The sequence below is a fragment of the Streptomyces sp. NPDC032198 genome (assembly GCF_040636975.1).
In the GTDB taxonomy this organism is placed as follows: Bacteria; Actinomycetota; Actinomycetes; order Streptomycetales; family Streptomycetaceae; genus Streptomyces.
Genome location: NZ_JBEZVL010000007.1, coordinates 1 through 14,048, shown reverse-complemented (window position 1 = coordinate 14,048; position 14,048 = coordinate 1). Strand labels below are relative to the sequence as shown.

Genomic DNA, 14,048 nt, shown 5'->3' with positions numbered 1-14,048 from the left:
TTCCGTCCACGAAGACGCAGGTGGCAAAGGCGGACCGAACGGACGCGTCACCCGCAGGGGTACGGATTCCGGGTGGGGGCTCCGAGGGTGGGGATTACCCCCACAAGGATCTTCCTGCCAGCCTCCTGGTGGGCGGATACCCCGGCACCCCACCATGATCAGTATGGGAACGGGACTGGCACAGGCGGCGCTGCGCGCGCACCGACCGGCATTCGTGGGCACGGCGGTGGCCGCGCTCTTCGCGGCGACCGTGGTGAGCGCGTCGACGATGATGCTCGGCACGACGGGCACCGACGGGCTCTCCGCACGGGCCCGCAGGCAGATCACGGAGAACGGAGTCGGCGACATGGCCGTCGTCCTTCTCATCGGATCGGTCTACATGTCGATATTCGTGGTCGCGTCGACGATGGGCACGGCCGTCACGCAGCAGCACCGCGAGCTGGCCATGGTCCGCTCCATCGGCGCCAAGCCCCGTCAGGTGCGCCGCGCGGTCGCCGTTCAGGCCCTCGCCGCGTCGGTCCCCGCGGCGCTCGCCGGCTTCGTCCTCGGCGGCTTCGTCGCGCGCTGGTGGCACGCGGGCATGGTGTCGCACGGGCTGCTCCCCGCGGAGGCGGACTTCCGGTTCGGCTGGGTCGCCCTGCCGGTGTGCCTCGGCGTGGCCGTGGTGACGACGACGCTCGCCGCGCTCCTCTCGGCACTGCGGTTCTCGCTGCTCCGCCCGGCCCGCGCCCTGAGCGAGGCGGCGACCGGGCGGCGGGGGCTCGGCATGCTCCGGGCGCCCCTCGGCCTGATCGCGGCCGCGGGGGCCTGCGTGGTCTCGGTGCTGCTGTCGAAGCAGCCCGCGGACGAGGCGAGCGAGGGCGCTTTCCTCGTCCTGATCCTCTTCTGCGTCGGCGCGGGTCTCCTTGGCCCGCGGATCATCGGGCCCGCGGCCTGGCTCGTCTCCGCACTGGTGGGCCGGTTCGGCGCGAGCGCGCGCCTGGCGATGCTCAACGTCCGCTCGCAGCCCCGCCGTTTCTCCGCCGCGGTGGTGCCGCTCCTGCTGGTCGTGGGGTTCGGCCTGACGAAGATCGGCATGCACACCACGGCGCAGCACCACACGGGTTCGGCGGGCAGCACGGGCGAGGTCTGGCTCGACTACGTGGGCACGGGGCTCTACGCGGGCTTCGCCGCCATCGCCGCGGCGAACACCCTCGCCATGATCTCCTTCGAGCGGCGCCGCGATGTCGCCCTGCTGCGGGTGGTGGGCAGCCAGCGCGCCCAAGTGCGGGCGATGGCCGCCTGGGAGGCCGTGGTCGTCGCCGGGACGGCGCTGCTGCTCGGCACCGCGATCGCGCTCGGCACGCTGGCCCCCATCCTCAGCACCGCCTTCGGCTCGGCGCTCCCGTATCTGCCGTGGGGTGTGCCGGCGGGGATCGCGGCGGGCACCCTGCTCCTCACGCTGCTCGCCACCGGCCTGCCGGTGGCGAGCGTGATGCGGCGCCGCGCGATAACGGTCGTCGCCACGGCGTGACGGCGCGCCCCGCCACGGCGCCCGGGAATCCGACGTACGGCTACTGAGGGGCCCCGCGCCACCCGGACACCGGCAGGGCGAACTTCGCGACCAGCCGGTCGGTGAACGACGCGTGGTGCAGCCGCGCGAGCCGCACCGGCACCCCGCCCCTGCGCACCTCGACCCGCGCCCCCGGCGGCAGTTCCACGGTCCGGCGCCCGTCGCACCACAGCACCCCGTGCGACGTGTGGTGCTGGACCTCCACGGCGAGCACCGAGTCCGGCGAGGTCACCAGCGGCTTGGCGAACAGGGCGTGGGCGCTGATCGGCACCATCAGGAGCGCCTCCACCTCCGGCCACACCACGGGCCCGCCCGCGGAGAAGGCGTACGCGGTGGAGCCGGTCGGGGTCGCGCAGACGATGCCGTCGCAGCCGAAGCCGGTGACCGGACGCCCGTCGATCTCCAGGACGACCTCGAGCATCAGCTCGGCCGACATCTTCTGCACGGCCGCTTCGTTGAGCGCCCAGTCGCGGTGCACGACATCGCCGTTGCTGTGCACGACGACGTCGATGGTCATCCGCTCCTCGACCTCGTACGCCTTGGTCACCACCCGGTCGACGACCTTGTCGAGGTCGTCGCGCTCGGCCTCGGCGAGGAAGCCGACGCGGCCCAGGTTCACGCCGAGCATCGGCACCCCGGAGGCGCGGGCGAACTCGGCGCCGCGCAGCAGCGTGCCGTCCCCGCCGAGGACGACGAGCAGTTCACAGCCGTCGAGGCACTGGGGCGTGGCCTCCTTCACGGTGCCCACCTCGGGCGGCAGCGGCAGATCGGCCGCCTCCGCCTCCAGGACCCGTACGCCGATGCCGCTGCGCAGCAACCCCTGGACGACGAGTTCGGCACTGCGGATGGCGGCAGGCCGTCCGGTGTGCGCGAGCAGGAAAACGGTACGAGCTCGGGTCTGGGTCACTCGGGTCTGAGTCAACGGGGCCCCTCCGCCACGGCACGGTCAACGTCCGCCGGGTCCAGTTCGGGCGCCCCGGCACGCAGCCACAGAAAGTACTCGACATTTCCGGAAGGTCCGGGCAGCGGGCTCGCAGTCACGCCACGCACTCCGAGCCCGAGCCCCCACGCCTGCCGGGCCACACCGCGCACGGCGTCGGCCCGCAGTTCCGCGCTGCGCACCACACCGCCGCTGCCCAGGCGCTCCTTACCGACCTCGAACTGCGGCTTGACCATCAGGACCAGGTCGGCGTCCGGGGCGGCGCAGCGCGCGAGAGCGGGCAGCACGAGACCGAGCGGGATGAACGAGAGGTCGCCGACGACCAGGTCGACGGGGATCCCGTCGATGGCCTCCAGCGTCAACTCTCGTACGTTCGTGCGGTCCTTGATGGTGACCCGGTCGTCGCTCTGCAGCGACCAGGCGAGCTGGCCGTACCCGACGTCCACGGCGACGACGCCCGAGGCGCCCGCGCGCAGCAGCACATCGGTGAAGCCACCGGTGGACGCGCCCGCGTCGAGCGCGCGCCGCCCCTCGACGGCCAGGCCCTGCGGCACGAACGCGGCGAACGCGCCCGCCAGCTTGTGGCCGCCGCGCGAGACGTAGTCGGGATCGCTCTCGTCGGTCGCGACCACGATGGCTGCGGCGGTCTCCACCTGCGTCGCGGGCTTCGTCGCGGTGTTCTTGCCGACGGTCACCCGCCCGGCGGCGATCAGCTGGCTCGCGTGCTCGCGCGAGCGCGCGAGCTTGCGCCGGACCAGTTCGGCGTCGAGGCGGCGGCGTGCCACTCCTGCCACGTTCTGTTCAGCTCCTGATGTACGGGGGTGAGTGCGGGGACGAAGCCGCGGGCGCCCCCATGGGTGAGGGGGCCGGCGGCCCGGGGCGTGCGTCGAGCGCGGTCAGCGCGTCACGCAGTCCCCGGTGTACATCCTCGTACACCTCGATGTGGCCGTCCGTGGCGAGGTGGTCGGCATCGCCGAGCCGCCCGAGCAGGCCGTCCACCTCCGCGTCGCCGGTCGGGACACGCTCCACCCCGAGGGGCGCGGGCCCGACCGGGTCGTACGTCTCCGCCCGGACCTCGGAGGCCTCGGGGGCCGCGGGGACCTCGGGCTCCACCGGCTCGGGCTCGGGGCCCGGCAACGAGTCGCTCATGCCCCGACGCTACCGCGAAGCGCTGCGGTACCGTCGATCACGATGGCGACGATCGAAGAGTGCCGCACGGCACTGGACAAACTCTCGGACAACCTGGCGGGCGCCGAAGGCGGCGTGCGCAGCGCCGCCGCGCTCAACCGCTCGCTGAGCTGCCACATCACCGATCTCGACGTGACCTTCACGGGCCGCCTCGAGAACGGCCGGATCACGGTGCTCGACACGCATCCTGGCGCCCCTCGCGAGAAGGCCGAGATCCGGCTCGCCATGTCCGGCGACGATCTGGTGGCGATGGTCGACGGCGAGCTGAACTTCGCGAAGGCCTGGGCCTCCGGCCGGGTCAAGCTGGAGGCGGGCCTGCGCGACATGCTCCGCCTCAGGTCGCTGCTTTAGTCCCCGCGCCCGCCGCTTCCGCCGGCTTCTTGCGGCCCCGCCGCGCCGCGGGCACCACGAGCGGCGTCCCGGTCTCCGGGTCGTCGATGATCTGGCAGTCCATCCCGAAGGTGTCCCGCACCAGCTCCGTGGTGACCACGTCGGCCGGCGCGCCCTCGGCGATGACCTGACCGTCGCGCAGGGCGATGAGGTGGGTCGCGTACCGGGCCGCGTGGTTGAGGTCGTGCAGCACGGCGACGAGCGTGCGGCCCTGCTCCTCGTGGAGGTCGGCGCACAGGTCGAGGACGTCGATCTGGTGCTGGATGTCCAGGAACGTCGTCGGCTCGTCCAGGAGGAGCAGCGGGGTCTGCTGGGCGAGTGCCATCGCGATCCAGACGCGCTGGCGCTGTCCGCCCGACAGTTCGTCGACATAGCGATCGGCCAGTTCGGCGACACCGGTCGAGGCCATCGACTCGCCCACGATCCGCTCGTCCTCGCCCGACCACTGCCGCAGCAGCCCCTGGTGGGGGTAGCGGCCGCGCGCCACCAGGTCGCCCACGGTGATCCCGTCGGGCGCGATGGACGACTGCGGGAGGAGGCCGAGCGTCCGTGCCACCTTCTTCGCGGGCATCGACTGGATGACGTTCCCGTCGAGCAGGACACGGCCCGCCGAGGGCTTGAGCATCCTCGACAGGGCGCGCAGCAGGGTGGACTTGCCGCAGGCGTTCGGGCCGACGATCACCGTGAAGGAGTTGTCGGGGATCTCGACGGACAACTTCTCCGCGATGACGCGCTGGTCGTAACCAAGGGTCACGTCATCCGCGATGAGCCGGTTCACTGCGGCACGCTCCTGCCTGTCGGTGCTCTCAGAGGTATCAGAGGTCTTCGTGTCGCTGGCGGTGCGCGTCCTCATATCCGCCCCGCCTTGCGCTCGATGACGAGGAGCCACAGCAGGTAGATGCCGCCGAGCACACCCGTGACCACGCCGACGGGCAGCTGGTCGGCGCCGAAGGCCCGCTGCGAGGCCCAGTCCGCGACGATCAGCAGGGTGGCGCCCATGAACATCGCGGGCATCAGGTTCGGCCCGGGCGAGCGGGTGAGCCGCCTGGCGAGCTGCGGCGCGGTGAGCGCCACGAAGCTGACGGGCCCCGCCGCGGCGGTGGCGGCAGCGGTGAGCAGCACGGCCGAGGCCATCAGGACGATGCGGGTGCGCTCGACGGGCACGCCGAGCGCGTACCCGACGTCGTCGCCCATCTCCAGCATCCGCAGCGGACGCGCGTACGTCATGACGAGCGGTACGAGGATCGCGCACAGGACGAGCAACGGCCAGACCTGATCCCAGTCCCGGCCGTTGAGCGAGCCGGTCATCCAGACGACGGCGCGGGCGGCGTCGACGAGGTCCGCCTTGGTGAGCAGATAGCCGTTGATCGCGGTGACGAAGGCGGAGACGCCGATGCCGACCAGGACGAACCGGAAGCCGTGCACGCCCCGTTTCCAGGCGAGCACGTAGATCGCGAAGCCGGTCACCAGACCGCCCACCAACGCGCCGCCCGCGACCTGCACCGCGGTGCCCTGGAAGAGCACGATCATGATGAGCGCGCCCGCGGTGGACCCCTGCCCGAGGCCGAGGATATCCGGACTGCCCAGCGGGTTGCGGGAGATGGACTGGAAGATCGCGCCGCCGAGCCCGAGCGCGGCCCCCACCAGGAGACCGACGATGACCCGCGGCAGCCGCAGGTCGTTGATGATGAACTCCTGCCCGGCGTCCCCGTTGCCGAGCAGGGTGCGGATGACGTCGGCGGCGGGGATGGGGAAGTCGCCGGTGCCGATCAGGACGACGCTCGCGACGAGCGCGGCCAGGATGAGCACGGCGACGACCACGGCCGTGCGGACGTCGAGGCGGAAGCTGAGCCCGCCCCGGGTGCGTATCGCCTTCACAGCTGTGCCAGCCTCCGCCGTCGTACGAGAAAGATGAAGACCGGAGCGCCGATCAACGCGGTGATGATGCCGACCTGCAGTTCCGCGGGCCGCGCGACCACACGCCCGACGACGTCGGCGCCGAGCAGCAGGACCGGCGAGAGGATCGCCGCGTACGGCAGGATCCAGCGCATGTCGGGCCCGGTGAAGGAGCGCACGATGTGCGGCACCATCAGGCCGACGAACACGATGGGCCCGCAGGCCGCGGTGGCGGCCCCGCAGAGCAGGGTCGCGGCGGTCATGGACAGGGCGCGGGTGCGGTTCAGATGGGCGCCGAGCGCGCGGGCGGTGTCGTCGCCCATGGCCATGGCGTTCAGCGGCCGGGCGAGGGCGAGGGCGAGCACGATGCCGATCACGAGGAAGGGCAGGACCTGCAGGATGGTCTCGTTCTTGGCGGAGGCCAGCGAACCGACCGTCCAGAAGCGCATCTTGTTGAGCGCGGCGTTGTCCGTGATCATCACGGCCTGCAGATAGCCGTAGAGGGCGGCGCTCAGCGCGGTGCCGGCGAGCGCGAGCCGCACGGGCGTGGCGTTGCGGGTCCCGCCGAGGGCATAGACGGCGGCGCCGACGACTGCCGCTCCGAAGAAGGCGAACCACACATAGCCGCTCAGCGAGGTGACGCCGAAGAAGCTGATCGCGGTGACGACGGCGGCCGATGCGCCGAGGTTGATGCCGAGCAGTCCGGGGTCGGCCAGCGGATTGCGGGTCAGCGCCTGGAGGACGGCGCCCGCGAGGCCGAGGGCCACACCGACGAGCGCGCCGAGCAGCGTCCGCGAGAGCCGCTCTCCGACGACGACATCGCCGTACGTCCCGGTGTCCTGGAAGAGGCCGTGCCAGACCTGGTCCAGAGACATCTGTTTGGCTCCGACCGCGATGCTCGCCACGACGACGAGCAGCAGCACACAGACCGAGACGAGGAGCCCGGCGCTGCGTATCGCGCGGCGGTTGGGTGGCGCGGGGGCGGTCTCCGCGCTGGCTTCTGGGGGACTGTCGACCAACACCAGGTTAGGTTAGCCTACCCTCGCACTCGACTTCGACGAGAGAAGCACCACCGATGCGTGCCCGCCGCCCGATACCTCCTGGTCCGAGCCGTCTTCGGCGGGGAGGGCGGCGCAAGATCGCCGGGCGGCGGCTCGGACCGGACCTTCAAGGGCGACAGCTTCAAGGGCGACAGCTTCGAGGGCGACCGCAAAGCCACCGCGAAAGCCACCCCGCAAGCCACGACGAAGGCGGCAGCCTGATGCCCACCACCCACCGCTCCCCCGCCCCCGGAGGCATGTCCCGCCGCGGCCTGCTGGCCTCCGGCGGAGCCCTCGGCCTCGGCGCCCTGCTCAGCGCCTGCGGGAGCGAGGAGAAATCCGGGGAAGCCGGGAAATCCGGGAAGGGCACGGGCTCCGGACCCTGGAGCTTCAAGGACGACCGCGGCAGGACCGCCAAGGTGGACCACGCCCCGAAGAACATCGTCGCCTTCGTCAGTACGGCTGCCGCCCTGCACGACTACGGCGTCTCGTGCACCGGCATCTTCGGCCCCTCCAAGCCGGTGGGCGGCAAGCCCAACCCGCAAGCGGGCGATCTCGATGTCGACAAACTGACCAGCCTGGGCGAGTCCTTCAACCAGTTCAGCATCGAGAAGTACGCGGCCCTCGAGCCCGACCTGCTGATCAGCAACATGTTCCCGCCGCCCGCCCTGTGGTTCGTACCCGCGGACAGCACCAAGAAGATCGAGTCGCTCGCGCCCACCGTCGGCATCAACGGCGCCCGCGCCTCGCTCCTGGAACCGCTGAAGCGCTACACCGAGCTCGCCGAGTCCCTGGGCGCGGACCTCGGGACGGAGAAGGTGCGGGCGGCCAAGGCCCGCTTCGACAAGGCCGAGCGGACACTGCGCAAGGCCGCGAAGGCCAACCGCGGCCTGAAGGTCCTGGCGATGACCGGCGACGACGACCAGTTCTACGTCGCCGTGCCGGACTCGTACTGCGACCTCAACTACTTCAAGGACCTGGGCGTCGAGTTCGTCGAGGGCAAGAAGAGCGACGACTGGGGCTTCTGGGAGTTCCTCAGCTGGGAGAACGCCGACAAGTACCACGCCGATCTCATCATGATCGACAACCGGTCGACCGCGCTGTCGCCCAAGGATCTCGCGAAGAAACCCACCTGGGAGCTGCTCCCCGCCGTCAAGGCCGGCCAGACCGTGCCCTGGCCGATGGAGGAGCGCTACAGCTACGCCGGTTACGCCCCCGTGCTCGAACAACTCGCCGCCGCCATCGAGAAGTCGAAGAGGCTCACCTGATGACTGACTCCCCGTACCACTTCTTCGACGTCCACGTGCTGCGCACCGAGTACGTCACGCCCTCCATGATCCGCGTGGCCCTCGGCGGCGAAGGACTGGCCCGGATGGGCTCGGCGGGCCGCGACCAGCGCATCAAGGTGTTCCTTCCGCACCCCGGGCAGGACGCCCCCGTCATGCCGGACACCTCGGAGGGGAACGCGGCCAGCTGGTACGCCGACTGGCTCGCCCTCGACCCCGACGTCCGGGGCATCATGCGCACCTACACCACACGTGAACTGCGCCGCGACCCGGACGAGTTGATCGTCGACTTCGCGGTCCACGGCGCGGCTCCCTCGCCGAACGACGGCCCGGCCACCAGTTGGGCGCGGTCCGCACGCCCCGGCGCACGGATCGGCGTACTCGCCCCGATCGAGGAGGAGAACGGCGCCTACGACTTCAGGCCCCCGCAGGACACCGACTGGGTCCTGCTGACCGCCGACGAGTCGGCGCTCCCGGCGGTCGCGGCCATCCTGGAGACGCTCCCGCCGGCGATGCCCACCCGCGTCTGGATCGAGGTCCACGACCTGGCGGACAAGCAGGAGCTGCCCACGAAGGCCGATGCCGAGATCACCTGGCTCACGGAGCAGGACGCGACGCCGTCGGCGGTCCGTGCCGCCGAGCTCCCTTCGGGCACTCCGTACGCCTGGGTCACGGGCGAGTCCGCGACGGTCAAGACAGTGCGCCGCCACTTGGTCGGCGACCGCGGCTTCGACCGCAAGCGGATCTCGTTCTCCGGTTACTGGCGCAGGGGCACCACCACGGACGAGCTGATCGACCGCAACGAGACGGCCTGACCGCTCTCCCCACCCCTTACTGCACGCCGAAGCCCCGACCGCCCGCAGGCCGGGGCTTCGCCACGAGGCGAGCGGCCAGCGCAGGGCACCGGGCCCCGGGCCCGCACAGCCGGGCCCGGCAAGCAGTCTGAGCTTCGGAGCTACGGCCTTGCTCCGGCTACAACCCCAGCCGCGACAACGCCTTCTCTCCGTCCAGCGTGCACTTCCCGTCCCCCGCCTCCGTCCACGCCGCCGCGCACAGCGCCCGCAGCCCGTCCATGGCGTCGCCCTCACCGTCGAGCACCAGCTCCTGGCCCCGCACCGCGGCCGTCCACCCGCCGCAGCCGAAGCCGCCCTCCACCGGGGTCACTTCGGGCTGGCCGGTCAGCATGCCGCGCAGATCCGCGTCCACGTACGTGGGCCGGTGCTCGGGCGGGGCCGCGAGCAGCTGGGCGCCATCGGTCACCCCGGTCAGGACGAGCAGCGAGTCCACCTCGCCGTTGAACGCGCCCTCGATGTCCGTGTCGAGCCGGTCCCCCACGACCAACGGCCGCTCGGCGCCCGTCCGCAGGATCGTCTCGCGGTGCATCGGCGGCAGCGGCTTGCCCGCGACCTGCGGCTCCGCGCCCGTCGCGATGCGTACGACCTCGACCGCCGCGCCGTTGCCGGGCGCGATGCCCCGCGCGCTGGGAATCGTCAGGTCCGTGTTGGACGCGAACCACGGCACGCCCCGCGCGATCGCGAAACAGGCCTCGGCGAAACGGCCCCACGCCATGTCGGGGCCGCCGTACCCCTGCACGACGGCCACCGGACCGTCGTCCGCCGACTCCACCGGCTCCAGCCCGCGCTCCTTCAGCGCGACCCGCAGCCCCTCGCCGCCGATCACGAGGACCCGCGCCCCCGCGGGGACTTGCTCGCTCACCAGCCGCGCCGCCGCCTGCGCGGACGTGATGACGTCCGCCGCCCCGGTCGGGATGCCGAGCTCCGTCAGATGCCCGGCCACCGCGTCCGGCGTGCGCAGCGCGTTGTTCGTCACGTACGCGAGATGCATGCCGCCGGACCGGGCCGTGCCGAGCGACTCGACGGCGTGGGCGATCGCGTGGCCGCCCGCGTACACCACCCCGTCCAGGTCGAGCAGCGCCGTGTCATACGCCTCGCTCAGCACATTTCGGCTGCCTTCGGGCCGCGTCCTGGCGGTCTGGCTCATTACGCATCGCTCCTCGATCGATCCCACTCCCCCGATCATCGCTCATGCCACTGACACACATACGATGCAGCAATGAACACAGCGGGTCATACCGACGACCAAGGCCTCGACCTGATCCCGTTCCGAGGCGTGCGCTACGTCCCTGAGCAGGTCGGCAGCCTTGCCGCCGTGACGTCCCCGCCGTACGACGTGGTCGTACGGCCCGACGGCCTGCTCCACCTGGAGTCCGCCGACCCGCACAACATCGTCCGGCTGATCCTCCCGCAGGCCACCACACCGGAGGCCCGCAACCAGCAGGCAGCCGAGACCCTGCGGGCCTGGCTCGCGCGGGGCATCCTCGCGCCCGACCCGGAGCCGAGCCTCTACATCTACGAACAGCGCGACGGCAGCATCCTGCAGCGCGGCGTCATCGGAGCACTGCGCCTGTCCGAGGCGGACGAAGGCATCGTCCTGCCCCACGAAGGCGTCATGACCCATGTCGTGGAGGACCGCGCGGCCCTGATGCGCACGACGAGCGCCAATCTCGAACCGCTGCTCCTGACATACCGCTCGAACGGCGACGCCACCGGCGCGACAGCCGTCATCGAGCGCACCGTGACGCACGAGCCGCTCCTGTCGACGACCACGGAGGACGGCTTCAGCCATCGTCTGTGGGCGGTCACCGACCCCGCCGATCTCGCCGAGATCCAGTCAGATCTCGCGCGCCACCAGGCCCTGATCGCGGACGGCCACCACCGCTGGGCGACCTATCTCCGGCTGCGCTCCGAGCACCCGTCGTCCAGCCCGTGGGACTACGGCCTGGTGCTCCTGGTGGACACCGCGCGCTACCCGCTCCGGGTCCGCGCCATCCACCGCTACCTGCACCGGCTCCCGGTCCCGGACGCCCTCGCCGCCCTCGCGGGCTCCTTCCGCGTACGCACCGTCGAAGGCCCCCTGCCGCACGCGCTCGAAGCCCTGGCCGACGCGGCGGCCGAAGGCAACGCGTTCCTCCTCGTGGGTGATGGCGCCTTCCACCTCATAGACCGGCCCGACCCCGACCTGCTGGCCCGGACGATCCCGGCCGGCCCTCCTGAGGCCTGGCGCACCCTGGACGCGACGGTCCTGCACTCCACGCTCCTCGATCACATCTGGCAGATCCCGGACGCCCCGGAGCACATCGCGTACATCCACGACACCGGCGCGACCGTGGAGAAGGCGGAACGTGACGGCGGCACGGCCGTCCTGATGCACCCGGTCCGCGAAGAGGTCGTACGCGACCTGGCCCGCCAGGGGGTCACGATGCCCCGCAAGTCCACGTCCTTCGGCCCCAAGCCGGCATCGGGCCTGGTCCTGCGCAGCCTCGGCCTCTGATTCCGCCTCTTGCGGATACGACCTCTTCCGGATACGACAACGGGCGGGATCCCCGAAGGGATCCCGCCCGTTGTCGTACTACCAGGTCAGTGCTCAGGCCTTGCGGTCCTCGTCACCCTCGTCGTCCAGCTCGAAGTCGTCCTCGTCGTAGTACTCCTCGACGCCCTCGTCCTCGTCCTCGTGGACGGGGGCGGCATCGACGACCGCGGGCTCCGCGACCGGCGCGTCCGCGTCGCCATGGAGCGCGTCGACGAACTCGACACCGTCCAGCTCGGCCAGGCGGTCCGACGCATCGGTGCTGCCGTCCTTGTCGGACTCGATGACCTTCGCGAACCACTCGCGCGACTCGTCCTCACGCCCCGCGGCGAGCAGCGCGTCGGCGTAGGCGTACCGCAGTCGCGCGGTCCACGGCTGGACGGAGTTCGAGGCCAGCTCGGGGCCCTGCAGGGTGACGATGGCGGCATCGATCTGCCCCAGGTCACGCCGCGCACCGGCGGCGACGAGACGCATCTCGACCTGCCCCGGCTTGTCCAGCTTCTGCACCTCGGGCGCACCGGCCATGTCCAGCGCCTTCTCGGGCCGGCCCATCCCGCGCTCGCAGTCCGCCATGACGGGCCAGAGCTCGACCGTGCCGGTCATCCGCTTGGCGGCCCGGAACTCACCGAGCGCCTCGTTGTACTTCTGGGTCGCGTACGCGGCGAATCCCGCCGCCTCTCGTACGGCGGCGACGCGCGAGGCGAGCCGCAGCGCGATCCGCGAGTACTCGTAGGCCTGCTCGGGCTCGTCGTCGATGAGGTTGGCGACCATCACCAGGTTCCTGGCGACGTCCTCAGCGAGCCCCTTGGGAAGGCTCTGCAGCTCCTGCTGTACGTCCTTGTCGATCTCGCGGCCCGTGACGTCATCGGGGATCGGCAGCCGCTTGATCGGCTCGCGGTCACGGTCGTCACGCCCGCGGTATCCACCCCGGTCGCCGTCACGCCGGTCGTCGCGGCCACGGAACCCGCCGGGCCGCCCACCACGGTCGTCGCGCCGCGGTCCGCGGTCATCACGCCCACGGAAGCCGCCGCCACCGCCGCCACCACGGTTGTCATCGCGCCGGAAGCCGCCACGGTCACCACCGCGATCGCCACCACGGTCGCTGCCGCGGTCATCGCGACGGAAGCCACCGCGGTCGCCGCCGCCACGGTTGTCATCACGACGGTCATCGCGCTGGAAAGCGGGACGGTCGCCACCGCGGGGCCGGTCATCGCGCCGGTCGTCACGGCGGAACGGGAGACGGTCGCCGCCACCGCTGCCGCCACGGTTGTCGTCGCGGCGGAAACCGCCACGGTCACCGCTGCCGCCGCGGTTGTCGTCACGGCGGTCGTCTCGGCGGAAGCCACCGCGGTCGCCGCCGCCACGGTTGTCATCACGGCGGAAACCACCACGGTCACCACCGCGATCGTCACGTCGGTCATCCCGACGGTCGTCACGACGGAACGGGGGACGGTCGCCACCACGGTCGTCGCGACGCGGGCCACCGGAGGTGGAGCGGTCGTCACGACGGAAAGCGGGACGGTCGCCACCACGGTCGTCGCGACGCGGGCCACCGGAGGTCGAGCGGTCGTCACGACGGAACGGAGGACGCCCGCCACCCTCACGGTCGTCACGCCCACGGAAGCCGCCGCCACCGCCACCACGGTTGTCATCGCGACGGAAACCACCACGGTCACCGCCACCACGGTTGTCATCGCGACGGAAACCACCACGGTCACCGCCGCCACGATTGTCGTCACGCCGGTCATCGCGACGGAACGGGGGACGGTCGCCACCACGGTCGTCGCGACGCGGGCCACCGGAGGTCGAGCGGTCATCGCGACGGAACCCGGGGCGATCGCCGCCACCACGGTTGTCGTCACGACGGAAACCACCACGGTCACCGCCGCCACCACGGTTGTCGTCACGACGGAAGCCGCCACGGTCACCGCTGCCGCCACGGTCGTCACGACGAGGGGCACCCCGGTCGCGGTCGTCGCGGCGGGGACCACCGGAGGTGGGGCGGTCGTCGCGGCGGAACGGAGGACGCCCGCCACCGCTGCGGTCGTTGTCGCGACGCGGTGCGCCGCCACGGTTTCCGCCCCGGTCGCCACCGTCCCGGCTGCGCTGCCCGCGCTCCGGTCGCTCGTCGGGAGAGTTGGTGGACATCGGTGACTCCTAGTCTTCGGTACCGCAGTCATTCTCGCGCAGCCGGGTAGCCGGCGCGCTTCGACAAAACAAAAAAGGACCCTTGGTCCCAGCGTGGACGCTGGGACCAAGGGTCCTCCAAAGATTGTTCGGCGGCGTCCTACTCTCCCACAGGGTCCCCCCTGCAGTACCATCGGCGCTATGAGGCTTAGCTTCCGGGTTCGGAATGTAACCGGGCGTTT

General features: G+C 71.6%; 14 protein-coding genes, 1 rRNA gene and 1 pseudogene. 6 read left to right on the top strand and 10 right to left on the bottom strand.

The genetic code is table 11. The features are described 5' to 3' along the window. Positions 1-163 precede the first annotated feature (163 nt). Positions 164-1,513 carry an FtsX-like permease family protein gene (locus AB0E78_RS19495; RefSeq protein ID WP_361833856.1) on the top strand — a complete coding sequence of 450 codons (1,350 nt, stop codon included), beginning with the start codon at positions 164-166 and terminating at the stop codon, positions 1,511-1,513. A gap of 40 nt (positions 1,514-1,553) precedes the next feature. Here the strand turns inward: AB0E78_RS19495 and AB0E78_RS19490 are convergent, their stop codons facing one another. From AB0E78_RS19490 to AB0E78_RS19480, 3 genes are read right to left on the bottom strand one after another with little or no spacing between them, the layout of a single operon-like run. Further along, complete coding sequence (locus AB0E78_RS19490; RefSeq protein WP_361834615.1) at positions 1,554-2,459, bottom strand: NAD kinase; 906 nt, start codon at positions 2,457-2,459, stop codon at positions 1,554-1,556. Between the two features lie 11 nt (positions 2,460-2,470). Beyond that, complete coding sequence (locus AB0E78_RS19485) at positions 2,471-3,286, bottom strand: TlyA family RNA methyltransferase (RefSeq protein WP_361833854.1); 816 nt, start codon at positions 3,284-3,286, stop codon at positions 2,471-2,473. Positions 3,287-3,293: 7 nt separating this feature from the next. Further along, a complete protein-coding gene (locus AB0E78_RS19480) occupies positions 3,294-3,641 on the bottom strand; it encodes a hypothetical protein (RefSeq protein ID WP_361833852.1) in 348 nt (115 codons plus the stop codon). A 42-nt stretch (positions 3,642-3,683) separates the two neighbouring features. On the opposite strand from AB0E78_RS19480, the gene AB0E78_RS19475 reads away from it, so the two are divergent. Continuing rightward, the gene (locus AB0E78_RS19475; RefSeq protein WP_361833850.1) at positions 3,684-4,031 is read left to right on the top strand and encodes an SCP2 sterol-binding domain-containing protein; all 348 of its coding nucleotides are present in this window, start codon (positions 3,684-3,686) and stop codon (positions 4,029-4,031) included. Here the strand turns inward: AB0E78_RS19475 and AB0E78_RS19470 are convergent. The 3 genes from AB0E78_RS19470 to AB0E78_RS19460 are packed head-to-tail and all read right to left on the bottom strand — an operon-like array spanning position 4,015 to position 6,988. Further along, complete coding sequence (locus AB0E78_RS19470; protein WP_361833848.1) at positions 4,015-4,923, bottom strand: ABC transporter ATP-binding protein; 909 nt, start codon at positions 4,921-4,923, stop codon at positions 4,015-4,017. The genes AB0E78_RS19475 and AB0E78_RS19470 overlap by 17 nt on opposite strands. After that, positions 4,920-5,948, bottom strand: a complete 1,029-nt coding sequence (locus AB0E78_RS19465; RefSeq protein ID WP_361833846.1) for an iron chelate uptake ABC transporter family permease subunit — start codon at positions 5,946-5,948, stop codon at positions 4,920-4,922. The genes AB0E78_RS19470 and AB0E78_RS19465 overlap by 4 nt, the downstream gene beginning before the upstream one ends. After that, positions 5,945-6,988 (bottom strand): iron chelate uptake ABC transporter family permease subunit, encoded by a 1,044-nt coding sequence (locus tag AB0E78_RS19460; RefSeq protein WP_361833844.1) that lies wholly within the window; start codon positions 6,986-6,988, stop codon positions 5,945-5,947. The genes AB0E78_RS19465 and AB0E78_RS19460 overlap by 4 nt, the downstream gene beginning before the upstream one ends. 57 nt (positions 6,989-7,045) lie before the next feature. Here AB0E78_RS19460 and AB0E78_RS19455 point away from each other — a divergent pair, with 57 nt between their 5' ends. From AB0E78_RS19455 to AB0E78_RS19445, 3 genes are read left to right on the top strand one after another with little or no spacing between them, the layout of a single operon-like run. Further along, entirely contained in the window at positions 7,046-7,228 is a 183-nt protein-coding gene (locus AB0E78_RS19455) for a hypothetical protein (protein WP_361833842.1), read from the top strand. Continuing rightward, complete coding sequence (locus AB0E78_RS19450) at positions 7,228-8,274, top strand: ABC transporter substrate-binding protein (RefSeq protein ID WP_361833840.1); 1,047 nt, start codon at positions 7,228-7,230, stop codon at positions 8,272-8,274. Before AB0E78_RS19455 ends, AB0E78_RS19450 begins: the two co-directional genes overlap by 1 nt. Next, entirely contained in the window at positions 8,274-9,107 is an 834-nt protein-coding gene (locus tag AB0E78_RS19445; protein WP_361833838.1) for a siderophore-interacting protein, read from the top strand. The genes AB0E78_RS19450 and AB0E78_RS19445 overlap by 1 nt, the downstream gene beginning before the upstream one ends. A gap of 157 nt (positions 9,108-9,264) precedes the next feature. Here AB0E78_RS19445 and AB0E78_RS19440 read toward each other — a convergent pair whose 3' ends face one another. After that, complete coding sequence (locus AB0E78_RS19440) at positions 9,265-10,293, bottom strand: HAD hydrolase-like protein (RefSeq protein WP_361833836.1); 1,029 nt, start codon at positions 10,291-10,293, stop codon at positions 9,265-9,267. A 72-nt stretch (positions 10,294-10,365) separates the two neighbouring features. Between AB0E78_RS19440 and AB0E78_RS19435 the strand changes: the two genes are divergently transcribed. Beyond that, complete coding sequence (locus AB0E78_RS19435) at positions 10,366-11,643, top strand: DUF1015 domain-containing protein (protein WP_361833834.1); 1,278 nt, start codon at positions 10,366-10,368, stop codon at positions 11,641-11,643. 93 nt (positions 11,644-11,736) lie between these two features. On the opposite strand, the gene AB0E78_RS19430 is transcribed toward AB0E78_RS19435, so the two are convergent. The 3 genes and pseudogenes from AB0E78_RS19430 to rrf form a co-directional block, all read right to left on the bottom strand. After that, the gene (locus tag AB0E78_RS19430) at positions 11,737-12,558 is read right to left on the bottom strand and encodes a hypothetical protein (protein WP_361834612.1); all 822 of its coding nucleotides are present in this window, start codon (positions 12,556-12,558) and stop codon (positions 11,737-11,739) included. 78 nt (positions 12,559-12,636) lie between these two features. Further along, positions 12,637-13,734: pseudogene (locus AB0E78_RS19425) on the bottom strand (hypothetical protein); the annotation flags it as partial. A gap of 219 nt (positions 13,735-13,953) precedes the next feature. After that, positions 13,954-14,048, bottom strand: a 5S ribosomal RNA gene (rrf, locus tag AB0E78_RS19420); the annotation flags it as partial.

Coding starts and splice junctions, on each gene's coding strand:
- AB0E78_RS19495 (WP_361833856.1), top strand. CDS start 164: ATGGGAACGGGACTGGCACAGGCGGCGCTGCGCGCGCACCGACCGGCA.
- AB0E78_RS19480 (WP_361833852.1), bottom strand. CDS start 3,641: ATGAGCGACTCGTTGCCGGGCCCCGAGCCCGAGCCGGTGGAGCCCGAG.
- AB0E78_RS19475 (WP_361833850.1), top strand. CDS start 3,684: ATGGCGACGATCGAAGAGTGCCGCACGGCACTGGACAAACTCTCGGAC.
- AB0E78_RS19470 (WP_361833848.1), bottom strand. CDS start 4,923: ATGAGGACGCGCACCGCCAGCGACACGAAGACCTCTGATACCTCTGAG.
- AB0E78_RS19450 (WP_361833840.1), top strand. CDS start 7,228: ATGCCCACCACCCACCGCTCCCCCGCCCCCGGAGGCATGTCCCGCCGC.
- AB0E78_RS19445 (WP_361833838.1), top strand. CDS start 8,274: ATGACTGACTCCCCGTACCACTTCTTCGACGTCCACGTGCTGCGCACC.
- AB0E78_RS19440 (WP_361833836.1), bottom strand. CDS start 10,293: ATGAGCCAGACCGCCAGGACGCGGCCCGAAGGCAGCCGAAATGTGCTG.
- AB0E78_RS19435 (WP_361833834.1), top strand. CDS start 10,366: ATGAACACAGCGGGTCATACCGACGACCAAGGCCTCGACCTGATCCCG.